The organism is Chitinophaga niabensis, from assembly GCF_039545795.1.
Taxonomy (GTDB): Bacteria; Bacteroidota; Bacteroidia; order Chitinophagales; family Chitinophagaceae; genus Chitinophaga; species Chitinophaga niabensis_B.
In genome coordinates this window covers 4,075,163-4,093,568 of sequence record NZ_CP154260.1, presented here as the reverse complement: position 1 = coordinate 4,093,568, position 18,406 = coordinate 4,075,163, and the positions used below count along the sequence as shown (strand labels likewise).

The window sequence follows — 18,406 nt, the reverse complement described above, 5'->3', positions numbered from 1 at the left end:
CACATATGAAAAAACTGGATCTTAAGACATTAGAAGATGGTCATAGCACGGGATTGTCTGTCCGATATGGCGGATTTCTTGCAGAAAGTGCATCTGTATGCCTGAACCACCATGCTCATCCGCTTGATGTTGTAATTCCTGTAGAAGGTTCGATTTCCGAATCCTATTTGTTATCCCGGCTGATGGTTGATGAATCGAGTAAAAATAGTCTCAATGATGAACAGGAGGCTATTGAATATGGTGCCATGGGCGTTGCTGTAGCGCTGATTTATCACTGTCATGGATTTAAGGTAAGTCGTTCATGGAAAGGAACCGGATTCGATTTCTGGTGTGGAGAAGAAAAAGAGGGGTATCCGTTTGAGAATAAACTTAGACTGGAAGTAAGCGGTAAAATGAAAGGTACAGACGGGGAGTTGAAATACCGTTTGAACGAAAAACTTGGGCAGACCACGCGGTCAGCAGATATGGGATTGCCTGCTTGTGCGATAATTGTGGAATTTAGTACCCCAAAAACCTTAACTGGAGAAATATGAGCGAAGATATCCGTAAAGTGAACAACTGGCACGAGGAAGCTATGGACTTTGCCGAAATGGCTTTTTTCGCGAATAGGAGAAACGAACAAAAAAGCTATTGGAAATTTATACAGCATGCCTTGAATTATGAAAAGGCGGCGGCAAAGTTCCTGAAAGACGAAAATGCCGTACTTTCCCGTTCTATCCTGTATCAGGGAGCCGTCCATTTTGCATTGAACCTTAATGATTTTGCAGAAGCCCAAAAACTGATTGAGGAAGCACTGCAAGGGCAGCTGGTGGAAGAAATAAAAGTGCAGCTTGAAAAGGAACAATTGCAAATGAAAGATAGGGTGGAAATCAAAGAAGCTGTTGTGGGAGGTGCAATGCCTTATCTAGTAAATGAGGACGAAATAAAACCAGAAAGAGTTGTAAGAGCACTCAATGCCGGCATTAAAGGTGCCGAGGTATTTTATGGTAAGGAGAACCTGGATGCTTTATTGAACAGGTTGGCATTGCAGGCGACCCTGGAAAGTAAACATATTGTTTCTAATCCGGAGCACCAGATATTTGAAAACCAAAAACCTGAGCATGAATGGGTGAAAGAAAGGAAGGGTCAGATTGTCTGGAATTTCTGGAATGCATATAAAAAATACCTTGATGAAAAAGGGCTGGCAGCTACTACGATTACAAAGTTGGATCATCTCACAGATGATATTCTGAATCGTATTGGCGATCCCCTCAAACCTGGAATTTGGGATAAAAGAGGTATGATTGTAGGAGATGTTCAATCCGGCAAAACAAGTAATTATATTGGTTTGATCAACAAGGCTGCGGATGCTGGATTTCGTATTATTATCATTCTTTCCGGTTTGTATGAAAACCTTCGCCAGCAAACACAGTACCGCGTGGATGAAGGTTTTTCCGGTGCCTCCTCTGTTCCAGGCGAACAGAGTGTTATTGGTGTAGGAAAACATAGAAGCAGCATTCCGGTGCATCCTATCACAGGAGTAGGTGACAATGGCGATCTCAAAACATCGTCCATGAAGAATTTGCCCTTAGACACAAAGGACTATTATGCATTAGTCATTAAAAAAAATCCAACTGTTTTAAGAACGCTGCTGGCTTGGTTATATGCACAAGGAAAAGAGGACGGGAATTATAGAATTATCAGAAACATACCCCTGCTCATCATTGATGATGAAGCTGATTATGCTTCGATTAACGTGGATAAGGAGTTTGTTTCTAAAATAAATGGTTACATCCGCTCTACGCTGGGGTTGTTTGAACAAAGTGCCTTTGTAGGCTACACCGCTACGCCGTTTGCCAATATTTTTATTTCAGACCGCAATAAGACGGAAGATAAGGATCTTATTATTGACGGAAAGCGTTTCAGGCTTGGGAAGGATCTGTTTCCCAAAGATTTCATCATCAATATTCCCCCACCGTCCAATTATATCGGTTATACCAAAGTCTTTAATACAGATAGGGAAAATGGAGCTGATGAAGATGTGCTGCCTATGATGGATATTGTAGACGATTTTGAACTGTATATTCCCAAAAAACATCTCAAGGAAGACACTAAACCGGAGGCAATTCCTCCTTCGTTGGAAAATGCGGTCAATTGTTTTATCATAGTTTGCGCCATCAGAATTGCGAGAGGGCAGGCGAGGGAACACAATTCCATGCTGGTTCACGTTTCCTGGTATATCGACTGGATCAATCATATTGCAGGACTTGTCAACGATTATCTTCAAGCAAAAAAGAATATTCTGCGCTACAATCCTGATGGAAAATTTACGGAAACATTAATGCAGGTCTGGACAGACGAATTCAAGGGGCGAACGGAGAAAATCGCTGAGAGGTTGGGGTATGAAGATCCCCGCATGATGGAACACGACTGGGAAGAAATTGCGCCTTTTCTAAGTCAGGCCATTGAGAAGATAGATGTTCGTGCTGTTCATGGCCCCAAAAAAGGAATGCCTTACGACAATGTGATGCCTTTAAACTATAATGATTACCAAAAGGAAGGATTATCCGTCATAGCTGTTGGAGGGAACAAGCTTTCCAGAGGCCTAACCCTTGAAGGATTGTCTGTCAGCTACTTCCTACGCGCTACGAGATTTTACGATACTTTGCTGCAAATGGGCCGCTGGTTTGGCTACAGGCAAGGTTATGCTGATTTATGCAGGGTATTTACCACGTGGGAATTGATTACCTGGTATCAATACATCGGCAATGCTACGGAGGAATTGAAGGAACAGTTTGATATTATGGATTTGGCGGAGCGAAATCCCGGCAACTTTGGTTTGAAGGTAAGATCGGCGCCCGGAACGCTGATGATTTCTGCTGCAGCCAAGATAAAGGGAGCTACAGAACTGCGTCTCAGCTATTCCGGACAACTGCTCGAAACGTATATACTTAGTAAATCTCCTGAAATATTGCATAAAAATTTGGATGCATTGGTTAAACTGGCTCAGGTTCTTGGGCCTGTTTCAGGAAAAGTCCGTCAGAGCCAGCCATATATCTGGGAGAATGTTAGTTATTCATCCATTGATGTATTCCTGGAAAACTATGACACCGGACAACAAAATATCCGGACGGATTTTATTCGCCGGTATATCACGCTACAGTTAAAAAATGGAAACCTGATCAACTGGACAGTAGTGCTGATTAATAATTCCAATGATGATACTCCCTTTGGCCTTCAGGTTGACAGCAAAAAGATTGCGGTAGGAAGGACTGAACGTAAAGAAAGTATTAAGAAAAAAGGGAGCCAGGTTACTGTTGATCCTTCAAACTACATAATTCGCCAATCACGCATCATCAGTCCGCCTCACGAATACATAGATATGGAAGAAACGGATGAACGCTATATAAAGGCATGGGATGATACTATCAGGAATAGTAAGTCAAAGGGTGGGCCAAAATTCCCTGCAGGAAAGTATATTCGGGAGTATCGTGGACCCCAAAATGCATTATTGCTCATTTATCTGCTGGATCCTGTCGGTTTTGGAGGCCGCAATGACCTTCCTGCAACGGGCTATGCGATCAGTCTGCCTCAAATCGAAAATGACAAAATGATCCCATATATGGCAAACGATGTTTACCTGCAGGAATTAAATAACGCGCCGGATGCAGAAGAAGATCCGGAGAATGAAAATGAGAATTAGTATTATGGCTACTAAAGCAAATGCAGAGCTGAATAATTTTGCTGGCTTTCTGGCCCAGGAAGTATCGGAATCCATGAGGCAGAGCGGAAATGGCGGTTTTCGGGAAGCAGCCTTTACTCAACTGGCGATTGAATACCTGACAGATGTAAATGAAACCGGGAATGCCAGAGTATGTACAGCTGTACATCGCACTAAAAGCGGAAGCAGGCTACGTCAGATCAATGGTTACGGGTTGTGGGACAATTATGAAACACTGGATATTTTTATCGCTGATTACAATGGCACAGGAATCCCTTATGTGCTGGAGAAAAGCAGTACCACCGCAAGTATCAATCTGGCATTGAAATACCTTAATTATATGAATAAAGGAGATTTTAATGCAACAGAAGACGCTGCGGAAGAACGTGAGTTTCAGCAGAATTTTATCAGCCTGAAGGAAAATTTACTGCGGGTTAGAATCATTCTGCTTACGGATGGAATTGTCCGAAAGGGAATGAAGACGGAAAAAATGCATGCTGGCGATTTGTCGGTATTCACGGAAATATGGGACCTGGAGCGGATTTTTCAGATTTGGTCTTCTCAACGCAAACGTGAGGCTATAGAAATTAATATTCCTGAGCGATTTGCACAGAAAATACGTTGCCTTTCGATTGAACGTAGTAAAAAGGGTTATATATCTTACCTCAGTATTGTACCTGGGCAATTGCTAGCTGATCTTTATGATGCTTATGGTTCACGGTTATTGGAACAGAATGTGAGAGTATATTTGCAGAACCTGGGAAAAGTAAATAAGGAAATTCGAAGAACGATCCTGGAATCACCAGAAATGTTTCTGGCATACAATAACGGTATATCAGCTACAGCAACCCAACTGACCGTTATAAACGATGAGTCATCGGAAACCGGTATATTGAAATATATAAAAGGCCTTCAGATTGTCAATGGTGGGCAGACAACTTCTTCTATTTACTACGCCCGGAAAAAGGATCGTGCTGATCTCAGCCAGGTGTATGTACAAATGAAGATCACATTAATAGATGATGACAGCCAAATGGAGAAGGTGGTTGCCCGGATTTCAAAATATGCCAATAGTCAGAATAAAGTAAGTGAAACAGATTTTTCATCCAATCAGGCTTTTCATATCACTTTAGAGGAATTATCCAGAACCACCTGGGCCAGCCCTGTTACTGGCTATCAGCAAACCCGCTGGTATTATGAGCGTGTAAAGGGACAGTATAAAGAAGAGATCAATAAAGCGCATACCTCAAAAGGTAAAACCGATTTTAAAGATAGAAATCCTCCTCATCAGGTAGTCCGGAAAGAAGAGTTTGCGAAATTCAGGAATGCCTGGTATCAGGCACCCTATGTTGTGGCTAGGGGGAGCCAGAAAAACTACCTGCATTTTATTGAAGCAGAAGGGAAAAGAACTCCTACGCGTGAATACTTTAAAGAAACTGCTGCAATTGCGCTTCTGTTTAACGCTGGCGAAAGGCTTTATGGCAGAAAGCCCTTGGCAATGGGAGACCTTCGTTATCTTGCTGTTCCTTATGCGTTGGCCTGGCTGAATTATTACACGGAAGGAAAAATAGATTTACAAGAGATCTGGCATCAGCAGGTAATTCCGGAGGAATTAGAGGCTGTGCTTCAGGATGTTTTGATGAATGTTAACCAATATCTGCAGGATAAAAAGCCGGCTGAGTATGCTCTTGTGAGTGAGTGGGCTAAACGTGAAATTTGCTGGCAGGAGTTGAAACGTTATGCCCCTAAGAATTGGGGGATAGCATTATTGTCCATTCGTCATTTATATCGGAAAGATGATGACAAAACTACTACAGATGAAGGGGCTCTTAATGCGATTTCCGATTTATCGATCGAAGAATGGGAGAAAATTGAACAGATTGGGAAAGAAACAGGCCGGTTAACACTGATACAAACAGGAGCGATCAGTAATATTATCAATAATTTGCGTAGGCAAAAACCGCTTACGGAGCAGATGGTGGAAATGGCAGCGGGAATCCTGCAGATTTATAACGGTGGTATGCGAAGACGCTGATCCTGACAGGCGGAACAGAAGATTTCCCAACGTATCATCATGGCCTGTTTTGAAGGACCGAAGTCATCGCGGTTGATGGTCAGCCTTTGTCCATCAAACTCTTCATAACAGGTTGTTTTTAAAGTTGGGTGTAAATGAATAGTGAGGGTCTCCGGATTCACCCCCATGAGATTGCTGTCAAATAAAGCGTGGAAATCTTTTCGGAACAAAAAACCATTTTCCAAATGGTGGTCTTTAAGTCCCCTATATGGATTAATATGACTGGCCTCAAGAGTCCTGGCCACGGTACACCCGGTTAGCATGCAGGCAACGCCATATATTTCAAATAAGCCAGCTCTGAATTTTTCCTGTCCTTGACGGGTAGGCTGAATACGACTTTTCCTTCCCCGTTCATCTTTGTTGTCTGGTTCATATGGCAAAAGGGGTAATTGAATCTTTTTTCTTATAATATCTTGTTTCTTTTCAGTACCGGCATAATGAGTTGTTAACCCTGGAAAGTAGTCCTGAAAGAAAGATAGTTGCATTTTCTGTATTGAATAATAAAGATTGTGCTTTACAAAGTATGGTTTAAGTATATTGGTTGCAAGCCCTGAAGCCGGCTTAAAAGATGATCCATAGTAGGCGCTATATCGGGTTACTACTATTTCTTGGGTTACAGGTTCATCAAATTCATGTTTTTTTCTGCATTTGTATTTTGGGGTAATATTCTTTCTGACCGAAATTTCCTGATTTCTGCAAATTGGACAACGAAAACGGACTTTGGATATATTGTTCTCAATTTTTATATCTTCTATGGTGGCAATTCCTATAATTTGTTTCTTACCTGTGATAACAATAAGATCCCCTATGCCTACTTTGTCGTGATTTTTTACCGTTGTATCATATATATAGTGCGATTGAGGGCTATCAGGATAACCTTCATTTCCCCCAAATGCGCTTTCAATGCCCTTCGATTTTAGGGTCCATGCATTTTTACTGTTTCCCGACATATGAAGAATTCATTTTCAGTTTATTGAGTAATAAGGAGAGGGTCGCTTCAAGATTGTTTTTTTTTAATTCACATTCCCATATTTCAATTACCTCCCAGTTAAGTAGCACAAGCTCTACTTTATTTTTCTCATCTAAAGAGACATTTCGGGTAATTTTATTGAGCCACCACTCTGTTCTGGTTTTAGGCACCACAAAGTATTTACATTCTTTGTGTCCATGCCAAAAACAACCATGTACAAAAATGACGATTTTATACTTTGCAAGCACCAAATCGGGCTTACCTGGTAAATTCTTGACGTGAAGTCGGTAGCGGAAGCCATTTTTAAAAAGAAATCGACGAATCAGCATTTCGGGCTTAGTGTTTTTACCCTTTATATGGCTCATGTTGAAGCTTCTGACTTCTTTTGAATGTACGTCTGTCATTATTACTGGTTAAACATGGATTTGGGAATAGGTGGTTCAAAAGTGTTATGTAATATAAATAATCTCTGGAAATTCTCGGAATAAAAGGGTCTTAATGAGTGTTAGGGTGCTTACCCCTCCCGATTTTCTATATTTACATAGTCTATGTAATAGTGTCGGTAATGCGGACCTCTCTGCATTTATTTAATATAGGCCTTGTAGGTTTATTCACTTAATAAAACCTTCTCCGGAATATTACTTTCCAGTACAAAAAATCTGCTGTATTAGTGAAGTGATCATAATTATAGAGCCGGTATAGACAATAATTATCACTATTATTGATCATGGCTTCAATCGTCAATGTTGGTTTAAAATGATTTATTAGCTTCCACATTTATCAGAGATAATGAACTTTCTTCGTACTTGATAAGGTTGCTAAAAAGGGCGCGGAAATCTTACCTGTAATCGTTGCGAAATATAGGTTTACTAAAAGTCCTCTCAAAGTGTATCAAGCTGTAAATTGTCCTATAAGGCCATTAAATGCACTTTCTGAACCTGATCAAGAAAGTGTTTATTATGATTTAGCAGAAAATATTGAGAGGATAATTATGGCCTGATTTAAGCTAAAAATGAGTTTGGGATATTAAATTAGATGATGGTGAGCTTGACAATGAAGCATAGATATGAAGTGTCAATAAACAATTCACTTATATTAAACAATCTTTAAACTTATCTCCCCATTTTTGAAACTACATTTTAGCTTGAAATTTTAGTTCCTTGCAGTTTGCAATTAAGGCCTTTCTGGCTATAAATTCAAGCAAATCTAAATCATATCTGATTAAAGTCACATCTGGAGAAAAAGGAAGGAGTAACTCAACTTCTGCTTCTTCTTTAGTGTGAACAATTCGACACCTCAGATCGTAAATACGATTAGCTATATCTCCTCTTATATCATGATCTTTTCTATTGAATGATATCCTTTGAGTTACAAGGCTTTTTTCTTTTTTACTATCGCAAAAGAAGTTTTTAACTTTTTCATTTGACTCAAAATGTTCAACCAAATCACTTAGATCCACACAACTCAGTATAGTAGACCTAAGTTGGCTTCTTTCATCCCCAATGGCTTTTGATTTACTAGAAACTCTAACAGTATCTAATATTTTTGCAATGTTTTTTTCAATATTTATATCAAATGTTGGGTCTTTAAGTAAGTTTCTAATCCGTTCTCGTGCTTCTTTTGCTGAATACAAAGGGAAATAATATTCTAGTACTTGATAGAATGCGAGGTATTGGAGTAACGGTGTATTGGTAGCGGTTCTTGCGTACCAGTATAGAGATATTGCTTCTTGATCATATTGAAATTTTGGTGTAGTTAATATTTTCCCTTTCTGGACTAGTTTTCTTTTAGTGCGAAATTCTTCTTGCCAATCCCTGCCAGAAGATAAACGAAATGGAATTTCAATTAATAAGTCTAATTGAAAAAAGGCGGAGTTCGCAATATTTGTTAGTAGCTCTTTAGCTTGATTATGGGTTTCAAAGTTTAGTCCTTCAATTCTTATTACATTAAATGGACGTAACTTCGTCCTGAAGAAGTAGCTATCGCTTTTGGAACCAAATAGAAAAGAGAATTCAGTGGAAGATTCTGATATGTAAATTTTCAATTTATCATGGTTTGAAGGAAAATCGATTCTAAAATTTGAGTCTTTTTCATCTGTCCCTTCTAATTCTCGAAATTCTCCATTCGTTTCAGTATTAAGGTAGCTTGCTATTCTTCGAAATAGAAATTTAGAAATTCTAGAACTGTCGTCAGATTCAATTTGGCACTCAATTATCCCTAATTCATTGGAGTATATAGCCTCTAAGCCCTTTAAGAACTTAAATTTTTCGAAATTTGAATCCAAAATTTCTGTGAGATTTTGGTGCTCACTATTCAGGATAATATTTTTATTATCCCTTTCATATGGCATTTGGATGATTAGGTCGGTTCGTTCACGGGGAGCATTAAGAATCGATTCAATCTTTCTTGTCATTATTTTTGATTTGATCCCATTTGCCTCAGCTTTTTCTTTTATTTTTTCGAGCATAGAAATCTAGTAGTTTATTCTGGTTTTGAATGCAACAGTTGTGAAAATAGAGCCAAGCACCTATCTGTCATTGGTTGGATCTACTTTATCTCATCCATTTAGTAGCTTCGAATATAAACAAATTGAGTAAAAAATTATGTAAGATATCCTTGTTAGAAGGTGCTAAAATGCCTTTTTTTTAACAGTAAACAAACTGGTTTGTGCCACTTTTAAATGTTTTAGAGATTAAGTATATTGATTTTGGTTATAATTTATTAAAAAGGGGCATCAACTTAATGATGCTCCTTTTGAAATTTTTAAAACGATAGTTAGACAACCTCTACAACACATACCCACCCTAAACATAACTTTTTTAGGCAACCCCGAGTAATACCGCTCTGACAAACGAACTGCCCCTGAATAATATCTTTATCGAAGATGTTATTAATATTCATATTCAGCGTAATTATACCGGATTTTATTTAAGAGATAGGGTGTTTATGCTGTGGGCATCAAGGTCTGCAACAGGGCAAAAGGCTAATAAAGACAATACGCATAAATACAAGCATCTTCCCTAAAAGCTCCCTTACCCCTTAGTTACAGCATTCGCCCTACGTGACCTTTCCCAGGCCTGATTCTGATCATCCACAATAGTTTGGTACTCTTTTGCGAATTCTTCCACCTCACCCGGTGTTAGCGGTATCTCCGACTTTTCTCTGAAATCCATTTTGAACCTGAGCTTGTAGAACCTGTTAACAGCATCATTGTTGGCGATCCATAATTCACGGTGGTTGAAAAAGGCGCTATAAACGGTTGCAATGCTAATAATGCTGCTGATCACCAGCACAGTGATCCTTATCACCTCTGCCTGAGTCGGGTCCTGTAATTTCAGCCCCAGTAGTATGGAACTTACCGCCGCAAGTATAGCGGTACTGATAAAGATAGAAAATGCATACCGCTTGTAGTGCAGGCTGCGTCCGGAGCTGCCCTTTAACCGCTCTTCAATGGATGTCCGCAGGAAGATTAATTGTTCGCTCATAGTTTATCTTTTATTGTGATGGATAACCTTGTTGGATAGTTCATATAAGTGACTGACCCCTTTCTCAAGAATGTCGGCATAATATTTATTCACTTCAGGGATCTCTTTTACCTTTTTCACCCGGAATATGGCGCTGAATATTTTCTTGTGCGCTTCTCCCATGATCCCTTTGTTGTAATAGTGAAGTGCTTCATAGTATTCAATTTCAATTTCAGTGAGTGAGTAAACGGGGTGGGTGTCATAGTCCAGCTGAATATCTTTATAAAGCATTTTGATCTCGTCAATACACCGGCGGCCGGTACTGATCAGATCCTCATTTCTCTTTGACTCCGGATCTAACAGGTACTTTTTTACATGCATATCAGCAATGGAGTTCAGGATGGCAATATAGTTCCGGGTCACCAGGTAGAATTTGTCTTTACCTGGCTGTTCCAGTATCAGCTGCCGGTATTTATCCCTGGCTGCTGCCAGGTAGTCAATGGCTTTATCTGTATATTCCATGGAGGCACCGTCTGATAGGCTTTGATAGGCTTTGGAGATATAACAAAGTGCAATGCCCTGCAGTATCCTCGGATCATTATGATGGATATGATGGTTCTTAATAGCCTTTTGAATGCCCTTGTCTTCCTGTAAGCTTCTTCTGTAAAGCCAGAGCAGCATGTAAATGATCTCGGATAACAGCTCGGGTTTGGATTGGTAGAATTCCAGCTGATTTTTGTGAATGGAGTCCGGATCACTTTTGAGGTATTGGGAATTAATTCGTTCATATAGCCCTTCCAGTTCCAGGATGAGCGATTCTTCTATCTCCGGGTAATAGTTTTCAACTTTAATCTCTTTAGGTATTTTTAATTTACTTTGTCCTACAAAAGTAAGGTAGGCCGTCATCACATATTTCAGGAAATGGGTCTCCAGGTTATCCGTTTTGATCAATGCCAGTTCGTCCACAATGTCCTTGAAGCTGTCTTTTAACTGTTGGATAGCAGCGCCTGGTATTTCAGCACTAAGATCGAGAAAAGCATAGATCTTATCCTTTAAGGGGGAATCAAATCTATCATGTATCAAGGGTATGTTGGGGAGATGTTGATAGGGGTTTCGTATGATGTCCCTTCCGAACCTGTATTCGGGATCATATTCCTCGGCCCCAATGAAAGTATCCACCATTACAAGCCTTTGTTCCAGCAGGGAAAGGGTTACTTCCAGGGAATTGATCTTTGAGAGGCTTTTGCCGTCAATGCTTTCGTCAATCTCGGTGACGATCTTTTTTATCTCATGCTCGCTGATGGCTGCATATTGATTGTAAGTTATTTCTCCAAAGGCTGATTTATACCTTTGGTACAGATTGTAATAAAAGTGATTATCCAGGTTACTCAGCTTATCATCGAAAAGTATTTTTGCCAGCTGGATAGTTTCCTTTTCCAATTCAACCGGGCGCGCGGCGTTATGCCCGGTGGCAGATTCTATCTTTGCCAGCAGATCACGTAGTTTTTCCAGTATTTCCAATGCTTTCTCCGGGTTGCTGCCGAATTCTTTTTTTAGCCTGTCTAAGAGGAAGTATTGGTAAATGTTCCTGTTAATGTTTCTTTGATCAAAATGGAGGAATGGATAGTCAAAAGATCCGTAGTTTTCAATGGCCTTAAATATATCATTGGTTTTTTTGGCAGATGACAGGTAACAAACGGCATATTTCATTTTCCGTTTCCGGATCTGTTCATTGATATTGAGTAGTTTTTCAATGACCTGTGTATCCCGGAAGGTGTTTTCAAGGAAAATATGCCGGTCCTCAGGGTCCGATAGGGAGAGGAGGGCATATTTATTCATATCGATATACTTCTCAAATATTTTTACAAAAAAATGGGTATAATGACTGTCTTCCAGGATCTGGTTCAGTGTTTCCTGGTGCTGGCTGTTTTCGGTTTTTATTTCTGAGATGAATAGTCTTTTGTGAAGGAAATCAAAAAAGTCATGGAACTCTGTTTTAGCGCTGCTGTTAAGCATTAATAAGATCAAAAGGACCTCAAAGTTATCCCGTATAAAGACAACGGTTTTTTCCGGGTCATTCAGGAAGTTATTTGTTTCCTTTTTCAGCTGCATCAGGTTCTGAAATACAATAGTGGCATCTCTCAGGTGCTTTCTGATCTTATTTTTGGCGGCAATCAGTTCAACGTTATATTCTTTTACCAGGAAAACGGGGGTATTGGTTAATTCACTGAAAAAGTATTTATAACAGATCATGCGCTGTGCCTGATAGTTACGGTCAGTGTTAGAGAAAAGATCCGGTTTGATATAGGGAAGGTATTTTTCCATGATATCATACATATCTATGGCATACAGCAGTTCATACCCTTCCATTTGCAGTTTGAAGTCTTTAATAACCGCTCCAATATCGTTAGCACTATAACAGTTCAGGATAAAGTGATAATCGCTACCAGGGATATTTGCGTTTTTAGGGGCCATGATTGCAATTATAATTTTTTAAGGAAATTGGATATGATGGTTTGGCCGGATTGGAACAGGCTGTTTTCCTGTTCCATGGTATAGGTTACTTCCCTACCTGGTTTCGCTTTGAAAGTGTGAATGGCGTTATCTGTATCGTAACAGATATCGATGACCGATTTGTCCTTTTGTGGTTCAATAGTTTCTACCAGCAGGGATTCTACTATACGTTGACTCATATCCATGTGATTGGATAATTTAAAGAAATTACAGGCTTCCGTATGTTCGCTAATAATGATCCTGATAGAGTGCCTGTCCCTTTCGAAATAGTATTTGATCAGTTGGCAGATCATTTCCTCTTTATATACTTCCAATAAGCAGTTCCTGTTGATAAATTGTATGGTGCTTATTTCATAACCGGAGAAAAAGAACCTTCCTTTGTTGAGGAAAACAATATCCTCCAATGTAATGCTGGGATCAACAGATTTGAATTCGGAATGCCTTTCATTTACGTCTCTGTGTACATCTTCAGTATGTAGCAAAGGGAACGGGGCGGAGAATACATTGTCTTTGTCAATCAGTTCCGTGATCCCCTGTGATGTGAGATCTTTGTTTGAAGCCTGAATAAAGGCGATTGTTCTCTGGTGCAGGTTAAGGAATAAGCTGATGGTTAGTTTCGAATAGGCAGGCAATGTGTCTTTATGTAATAACGGCAACAGGGATTTTTCCAGGTGGTTTTTGTCCCCACATTTAAGATCAAACTGGAATATATCGTCTATGTCATCTGCCTTTTCATTTTCCTTTTCGAATTCAAGGAAGGTATGGATAACATTATCTCCTTTAGAAACCCTTATGTTTCTTTTAGGAGGCAGTATTTTCCGGGAAGGAACAATATCGGAGAATCCCGTAATAATATCATTATCTTCTTCCTGTATATAGTACTTTCCTTCTTCATCAACAAACAAAGACGTCACAAATTTACTGGAGGCCAGGTGTATAACCATAGCACCTGCATAATCATAATAACTCATTTATCAGATAGTTAACGGGGAATATTATTCTCAATAATGGATTTAACCTTTTGGTACATCAGTTCCTGATAGATACCTGCTTTTAATGAACGGAATTTATTGGCTTCTGATTCAGCCTGCCCGTAAGTAATTACTTTGATCTCGGGGTGTGCGCTGGTGAAATTCTTTCCCCAGAATGGCAGAATATACTGATCATAGGCGATCACAAGGTATTTGGGATTAAAGCTCACATGGCGCTGTAATTGTAGTTCTATGGAGTATACCCTTTCATCAACAGGAAGTCTGCCTGCACTGACCTCCGTGTAAATTCGCAGCATTTCCTCTATCTCCAGGCATCTGTCTTTATACGCTTCCAGCTTTTTTAAATTGATCTCATTGCCCAGGTAATTGACATGATCTTCATACATCAGTTTGATGTAAGCCATTAGTTTGTAGATATTACCGGGAGAATAAGTGTAATGTTCTTTATCAAATCCGGCTCTGGCTTTCAATAAAGGAAAACCACCGGAATCAAAAGCTACAATCCTGGAAATATCCTCCCCTATGGTCCCGCAGTCGTAGATCAGTGTAAAAGGGGGATTATCTGTATACTGGTTCACCTTTTCAACTTCGTAAGATGCCTTGCCATAGAAAAAATAGAGTAATTTTTCGCCCTGGTAAACATCGCAGCTTCGGGGTTCCGCAAATTTAGTTTTTAAAATAGATGCCATGCATCCAATAGTAGTAGTATGGCAAAATGGAAGCATGTCCTTTGGGGTGATCTTACCGGGGACAAGTTCATCAATAACTTCCTGGAAGCTTAATATCTTCTCTGTCATAGATTAAGGGAATGCAGTTAACAATATGCAATAGGGGAATAAGTCCGGGCCGGAGGTATGGGTATTTATCGATTGATTCTTAAGCTATTCTGTACTGAAATTAATGTTTTTTGGGAGAAAATCAAATAAAAAGGGCATAAATCGGGCTTTGCCCTTACCCTGAGGGCTGATTTTATCTGACCCGGATGTATTTCCGGGCTTCAATAGCTTACATCTAAACGGAAACTTACAAGGTCTTCTTCAGCTTTATCTCCACTTTTTCACCTTCTTTTTTGATAGTCACCACCTTTTTAATGGCGGCTGAGGCATTGCCATTATAAGCGTTGGTGGTCATATGTGTATAGGTACTCTGGTACAGCCCGTTTATGTAGGTATCAGTATAACCAGTCGCTTCGGACCGTATGGAAGTATGCACATATCCAAACTCTGTATAGATCATGTAGTCTCCTGGCATCAGGTTTACGAATTCAAAATGTCCTTTGTCGTCATAAACGGTTGTTACCTTCATACATTCGGCCACATCAGCCGGAAGCGGGATAGCCCTTCCTTTTTTCCTGGATGCTTCATTCAGCTTCATCCATTCTTTAAAGAATTCAGTATAAGGTATCAGCACTATTTGCGTGCCGGCGCGGGCATATTGTTTCTTATTGATATTGACTATTGCTATTCCACTGAGCGCTCCTTCGTTTTGGTTATCCCTGGCAAAGGCTTCCCCGCTGATAACAGCGCTGCCGCCTTTCAATAGCTTTAAGGTGGCGGTCTTATCAAAGGTGCTTTTGAAAGGATTGAAATCTATTTCTTTATCCACCATCAGAATATGTTGTCCCTTGGCGAAAACTTCAACTTTCCATAATCTGCGGGTTTCTTTATCAATATAATATTCAGACTTTTCATCGGTGGCCTGCTCATAAACACTCACCTGCCAGGTTTTATGCTCACCTGTCAGAGGACTCACAAACAGGCTGTTCTTCACTTCCTCGATAAGTGTTTTCTTGACGTTAGAGGTGTTCGTTGGTTTATAATCGTATACCGCCATGTCTGCGTGATACCCTGAAGAAAGAGGGAGTAATCCAAGTAAATACGGATAGCTGTAATTATCGAAAAAAGCTTCTTTTACGGGCTCCTTAATGGTACTTCTTTTTTTGGTGTGTTTATCATAATGATGGCCTGTAACCTCTTTGTCGTATTTCAGCACCATTTCCCTGTTCCTGCTAAAGGAGGAACGATAGATGGGCTTGAAGGTACTTCCGTCTATTATGCTGGTATCCACCCAATGGTCGTTGGAACCGGGAACTTTCAAAGTAGTGTAAATGGACAGGGGGCCATTACCTGCATTGATTTCGAATATAAACGTACTGATCTCAGTTTTATTCCCGGCTCCATCCAAAGAGAAGCAGGCCATTTCATATTTCCCGCTTTTTAGCCATTTTTTGTCAAAGGAATTATCTCCCGGCGTTATAATTGTCTGGGCTTTGCATAACAGGGTAGCAGCCAGGAGTGGCAGCAGGAGGGAAGTAAATAATAGCTGAGAACGGTTGATTATCATATTACCAAAGTTAGCGTATAACATATTTTATCTTTCTACACAAAAACTATGAATTATTTTCTACTGGTTTTTGGGTATATTATTTCTATTTCTTCTTTAAAAATGAAAAGAATCCACCTGGTTTCCATTCTTTTTTCCGGCTCAGTGCAGCTTCATTGTCAGGCGCCATTTCAAGCACAACGTCCAGCGTTCCGATGGCTGCCTGTTTTTCACCGGTTGCCATGCAGGCGTCCGCATAGTGTATGGCGGTAGCAAAACATGCTTCATCCCATTTCCAGCCATTATCATTGTAACAGGTAATGGCGTCCCAGGCATAATTCTTACATTCTTCCCATTGCTGTAACATGGCGCAGCATTTCGCGAGGTGCATGCCGGAGTCGCAAATACTTGCCCGGCCGCTCTCGTCCGCAGGATCGCATCCGCTCAGTACCATCATCAGGTCAGCTTTAGCCTGCCCGTATTTTTCAATCTGCAGATAAGAAACGCCACGCATAAAATGCACTTTCAGCATGGACTCGGGTTTTATTGCCGCTGCTTTTACTGACAGATAATTGTTGGCACAGGCAATACACTGATGATAGTCTTTCAACTGGAAGTAGTTTTGCATCAGCATATACCAGGCTGAATTATCATCGGGGTGTTTTTTCAGTTGTTCCTGCCAGGCTTTCACGGCATCTTCTATGCTGCCGCCACTGAGCAGGTCGTGCCGCGCATTCTGTACAGTAATATACCGCTCACTCAAAATGAAGCGCTCTTCTTCTGAAAGACCGGAACCATGTTCAGCGATGAAATTATTGTATTCCTCTTCCGTATGCTGTAAAAGGGATGTCAGTTCTTCGGTGCGGCCGAGGTTGGACAGCGCTGTAAGGATCTCTCCTTTTAACTCGATATGGTCAGCAAAGCCCATGTGCTGCCCGCCATCACTGAGGGCACGGTTAAACGCTGCAATGGCTTCTTCATACAATTCCAGACGCATTAATGCGGTTCCAAGGCTTTGGGATTGTTCCCAAAAGGGGGATAGGGAATACCCCAGCTTATGTACATCGGCAGCCTGTTCGTAAGCTCCGCCATCCGTTAGCGCTATACCGTAATTGTTGCAGCACATGGCAAAAATATGGCTTTCGCTGAACCCGGCTTTTCCGCTGTTATTGTAGAAATAATCGTAAAAACCATCATAGGACATACGGTAAAATGTCGTCCTGATCTTTAGCAGCTCTGGTGCAATGGCAGTACCGGTCAGTGAGGCTTCAAATTCATTGAAATTAACACCTGCATTGTAATAGAACATGGGCAGGTCCTCAGGCCATTTTGTGATAAGGGGTAGTTCGCCGTTTACATGGTAGGCTGCTTCAATAAAGCGCTGTAAACCAATGGCGGTGCCACCCAGTTCAAGGCTTTTGGTTAGATATGGCAGTGCTGCTTCGTAGTTTTCTGCATCATATAATGCGGCGCCGGCATAGTGCCAGGCCCAGAACCAGTCCGGGTACATTTTTACATATTGCCGGGCAAAGCTCAGTAGCTCAGTTGTGTCCCCACCTACTACATCCGCAAAGATCCGCTGCCCGGTAAACATGGCTTTCACCAATGATGGATGATGAATGCCCTGGCGGTTGAATGCTTCCATCTGATGGTAAAGTGCGAGCCGTTCATTTCCGGGATCCGGACTGTCAGTAAAAAAAGCCAGTACAGCGGCTTCTCCACCTGTTTCGTAATCCCCGTGGTTCAGTGCAGCTTCCGTTATCCGGCAAAAAGCCCTGAAGTCCATGTGCCCGTGTTTCAGCACTTCCCTGAAGGCTTCCAGGGCCTTGCTATGGTCGGCAAATTTCTCAAGGCAGATTGTTCCTTTTCTGAAATAAAGATCGCCGGATTCCTGATCCAGGGCGGGCAGATTTTTTTTATAAATTTCTTTGATCAGCTCTGCCAGCGTTGTCAGATCTTTCAATACCAGATCGAATTCGCCTGTCAGGGAATATGCTTCCTGGCGATAGCGAAGCGCATTCGCCCGGGTCATTGGATCAGCTGAAGTGAGCAGTCTGTTGCAATAACTGATAGCTGCAGGAAGATCTGCCTGTGTGATGAAGATGTTGATATAGGCTGCAAAGGTCATCGCTTCTTCATGGGAAGGCGATAGTGCAAGCACTTCTTCAAAACAGCTGGCAGCAAAAGTAAGATCTGCCTCGTTGCCGGATTGGATTTCATTCACGGCGATCTGGTACAGGCACTTGCCCTTCAGTAGTAATGCGGCTGTATCCTGAGGGTTAAAAAGCAGCAGGAGATTTAGTTCTTCAAGGCATTGCTGATAGTTGCCCTGCCCGTAAAGCGATTGTAATTGTCCTGAATCCAGCATGG

12 protein-coding genes are annotated in these 18,406 nt (G+C 40.9%); 3 read left to right on the top strand and 9 right to left on the bottom strand.

Annotated elements, in window-relative coordinates; genetic code table 11:
- The first annotated feature begins 5 nt into the window (after positions 1-5).
- Genes AAHN97_RS16055 through AAHN97_RS16045 form a run of 3 tightly spaced genes read left to right on the top strand, consistent with a single transcriptional unit; the run spans position 6 to position 5,735 of the window.
- On the top strand, positions 6-533 hold the full coding sequence (locus tag AAHN97_RS16055) for a hypothetical protein (protein ID WP_343303068.1): 528 nt from the start codon (positions 6-8) through the stop codon (positions 531-533).
- The gene (locus AAHN97_RS16050; RefSeq protein WP_343303067.1) at positions 530-3,682 is read left to right on the top strand and encodes a Z1 domain-containing protein; all 3,153 of its coding nucleotides are present in this window, start codon (positions 530-532) and stop codon (positions 3,680-3,682) included. Before AAHN97_RS16055 ends, AAHN97_RS16050 begins: the two co-directional genes overlap by 4 nt.
- Entirely contained in the window at positions 3,645-5,735 is a 2,091-nt protein-coding gene (locus AAHN97_RS16045; protein ID WP_343303066.1) for an AIPR family protein, read from the top strand. Before AAHN97_RS16050 ends, AAHN97_RS16045 begins: the two co-directional genes overlap by 38 nt.
- Here AAHN97_RS16045 and AAHN97_RS16040 read toward each other — a convergent pair.
- From AAHN97_RS16040 to AAHN97_RS16000, 9 genes are all read right to left on the bottom strand, one after another.
- Positions 5,708-6,724 carry an HNH endonuclease gene (locus tag AAHN97_RS16040; RefSeq protein ID WP_343303065.1) on the bottom strand — a complete coding sequence of 339 codons (1,017 nt, stop codon included), beginning with the start codon at positions 6,722-6,724 and terminating at the stop codon, positions 5,708-5,710. The genes AAHN97_RS16045 and AAHN97_RS16040 overlap by 28 nt on opposite strands.
- Positions 6,708-7,148 (bottom strand): very short patch repair endonuclease, encoded by a 441-nt coding sequence (locus tag AAHN97_RS16035; protein WP_343303064.1) that lies wholly within the window; start codon positions 7,146-7,148, stop codon positions 6,708-6,710. The genes AAHN97_RS16040 and AAHN97_RS16035 overlap by 17 nt, the downstream gene beginning before the upstream one ends.
- Positions 7,149-7,876: 728 nt before the next feature.
- A complete protein-coding gene (locus AAHN97_RS16030) occupies positions 7,877-9,211 on the bottom strand; it encodes a hypothetical protein (RefSeq protein ID WP_343303063.1) in 1,335 nt (444 codons plus the stop codon).
- A 565-nt stretch (positions 9,212-9,776) separates the two neighbouring features.
- On the bottom strand, positions 9,777-10,229 hold the full coding sequence (locus AAHN97_RS16025) for a DUF4231 domain-containing protein (protein ID WP_343303062.1): 453 nt from the start codon (positions 10,227-10,229) through the stop codon (positions 9,777-9,779).
- 3 nt (positions 10,230-10,232) lie between these two features.
- Positions 10,233-12,683, bottom strand: coding sequence for a hypothetical protein (locus tag AAHN97_RS16020; RefSeq protein ID WP_343303061.1), 2,451 nt, complete (start codon positions 12,681-12,683; stop codon positions 10,233-10,235).
- A gap of 8 nt (positions 12,684-12,691) precedes the next feature.
- On the bottom strand, positions 12,692-13,693 hold the full coding sequence (locus AAHN97_RS16015) for a hypothetical protein (RefSeq protein ID WP_343303060.1): 1,002 nt from the start codon (positions 13,691-13,693) through the stop codon (positions 12,692-12,694).
- Positions 13,694-13,704: 11 nt separating this feature from the next.
- On the bottom strand, positions 13,705-14,511 hold the full coding sequence (locus AAHN97_RS16010; RefSeq protein WP_343303059.1) for a hypothetical protein: 807 nt from the start codon (positions 14,509-14,511) through the stop codon (positions 13,705-13,707).
- 226 nt (positions 14,512-14,737) lie between these two features.
- Positions 14,738-16,057: a hypothetical protein gene (locus tag AAHN97_RS16005; protein ID WP_343303058.1), complete on the bottom strand. Its 1,320-nt coding sequence runs from the start codon at positions 16,055-16,057 to the stop codon at positions 14,738-14,740.
- Positions 16,058-16,142: 85 nt separating this feature from the next.
- Positions 16,143-18,404 (bottom strand): tetratricopeptide repeat protein, encoded by a 2,262-nt coding sequence (locus AAHN97_RS16000; protein WP_343303057.1) that lies wholly within the window; start codon positions 18,402-18,404, stop codon positions 16,143-16,145.
- Positions 18,405-18,406: the final 2 nt, after the last annotated feature.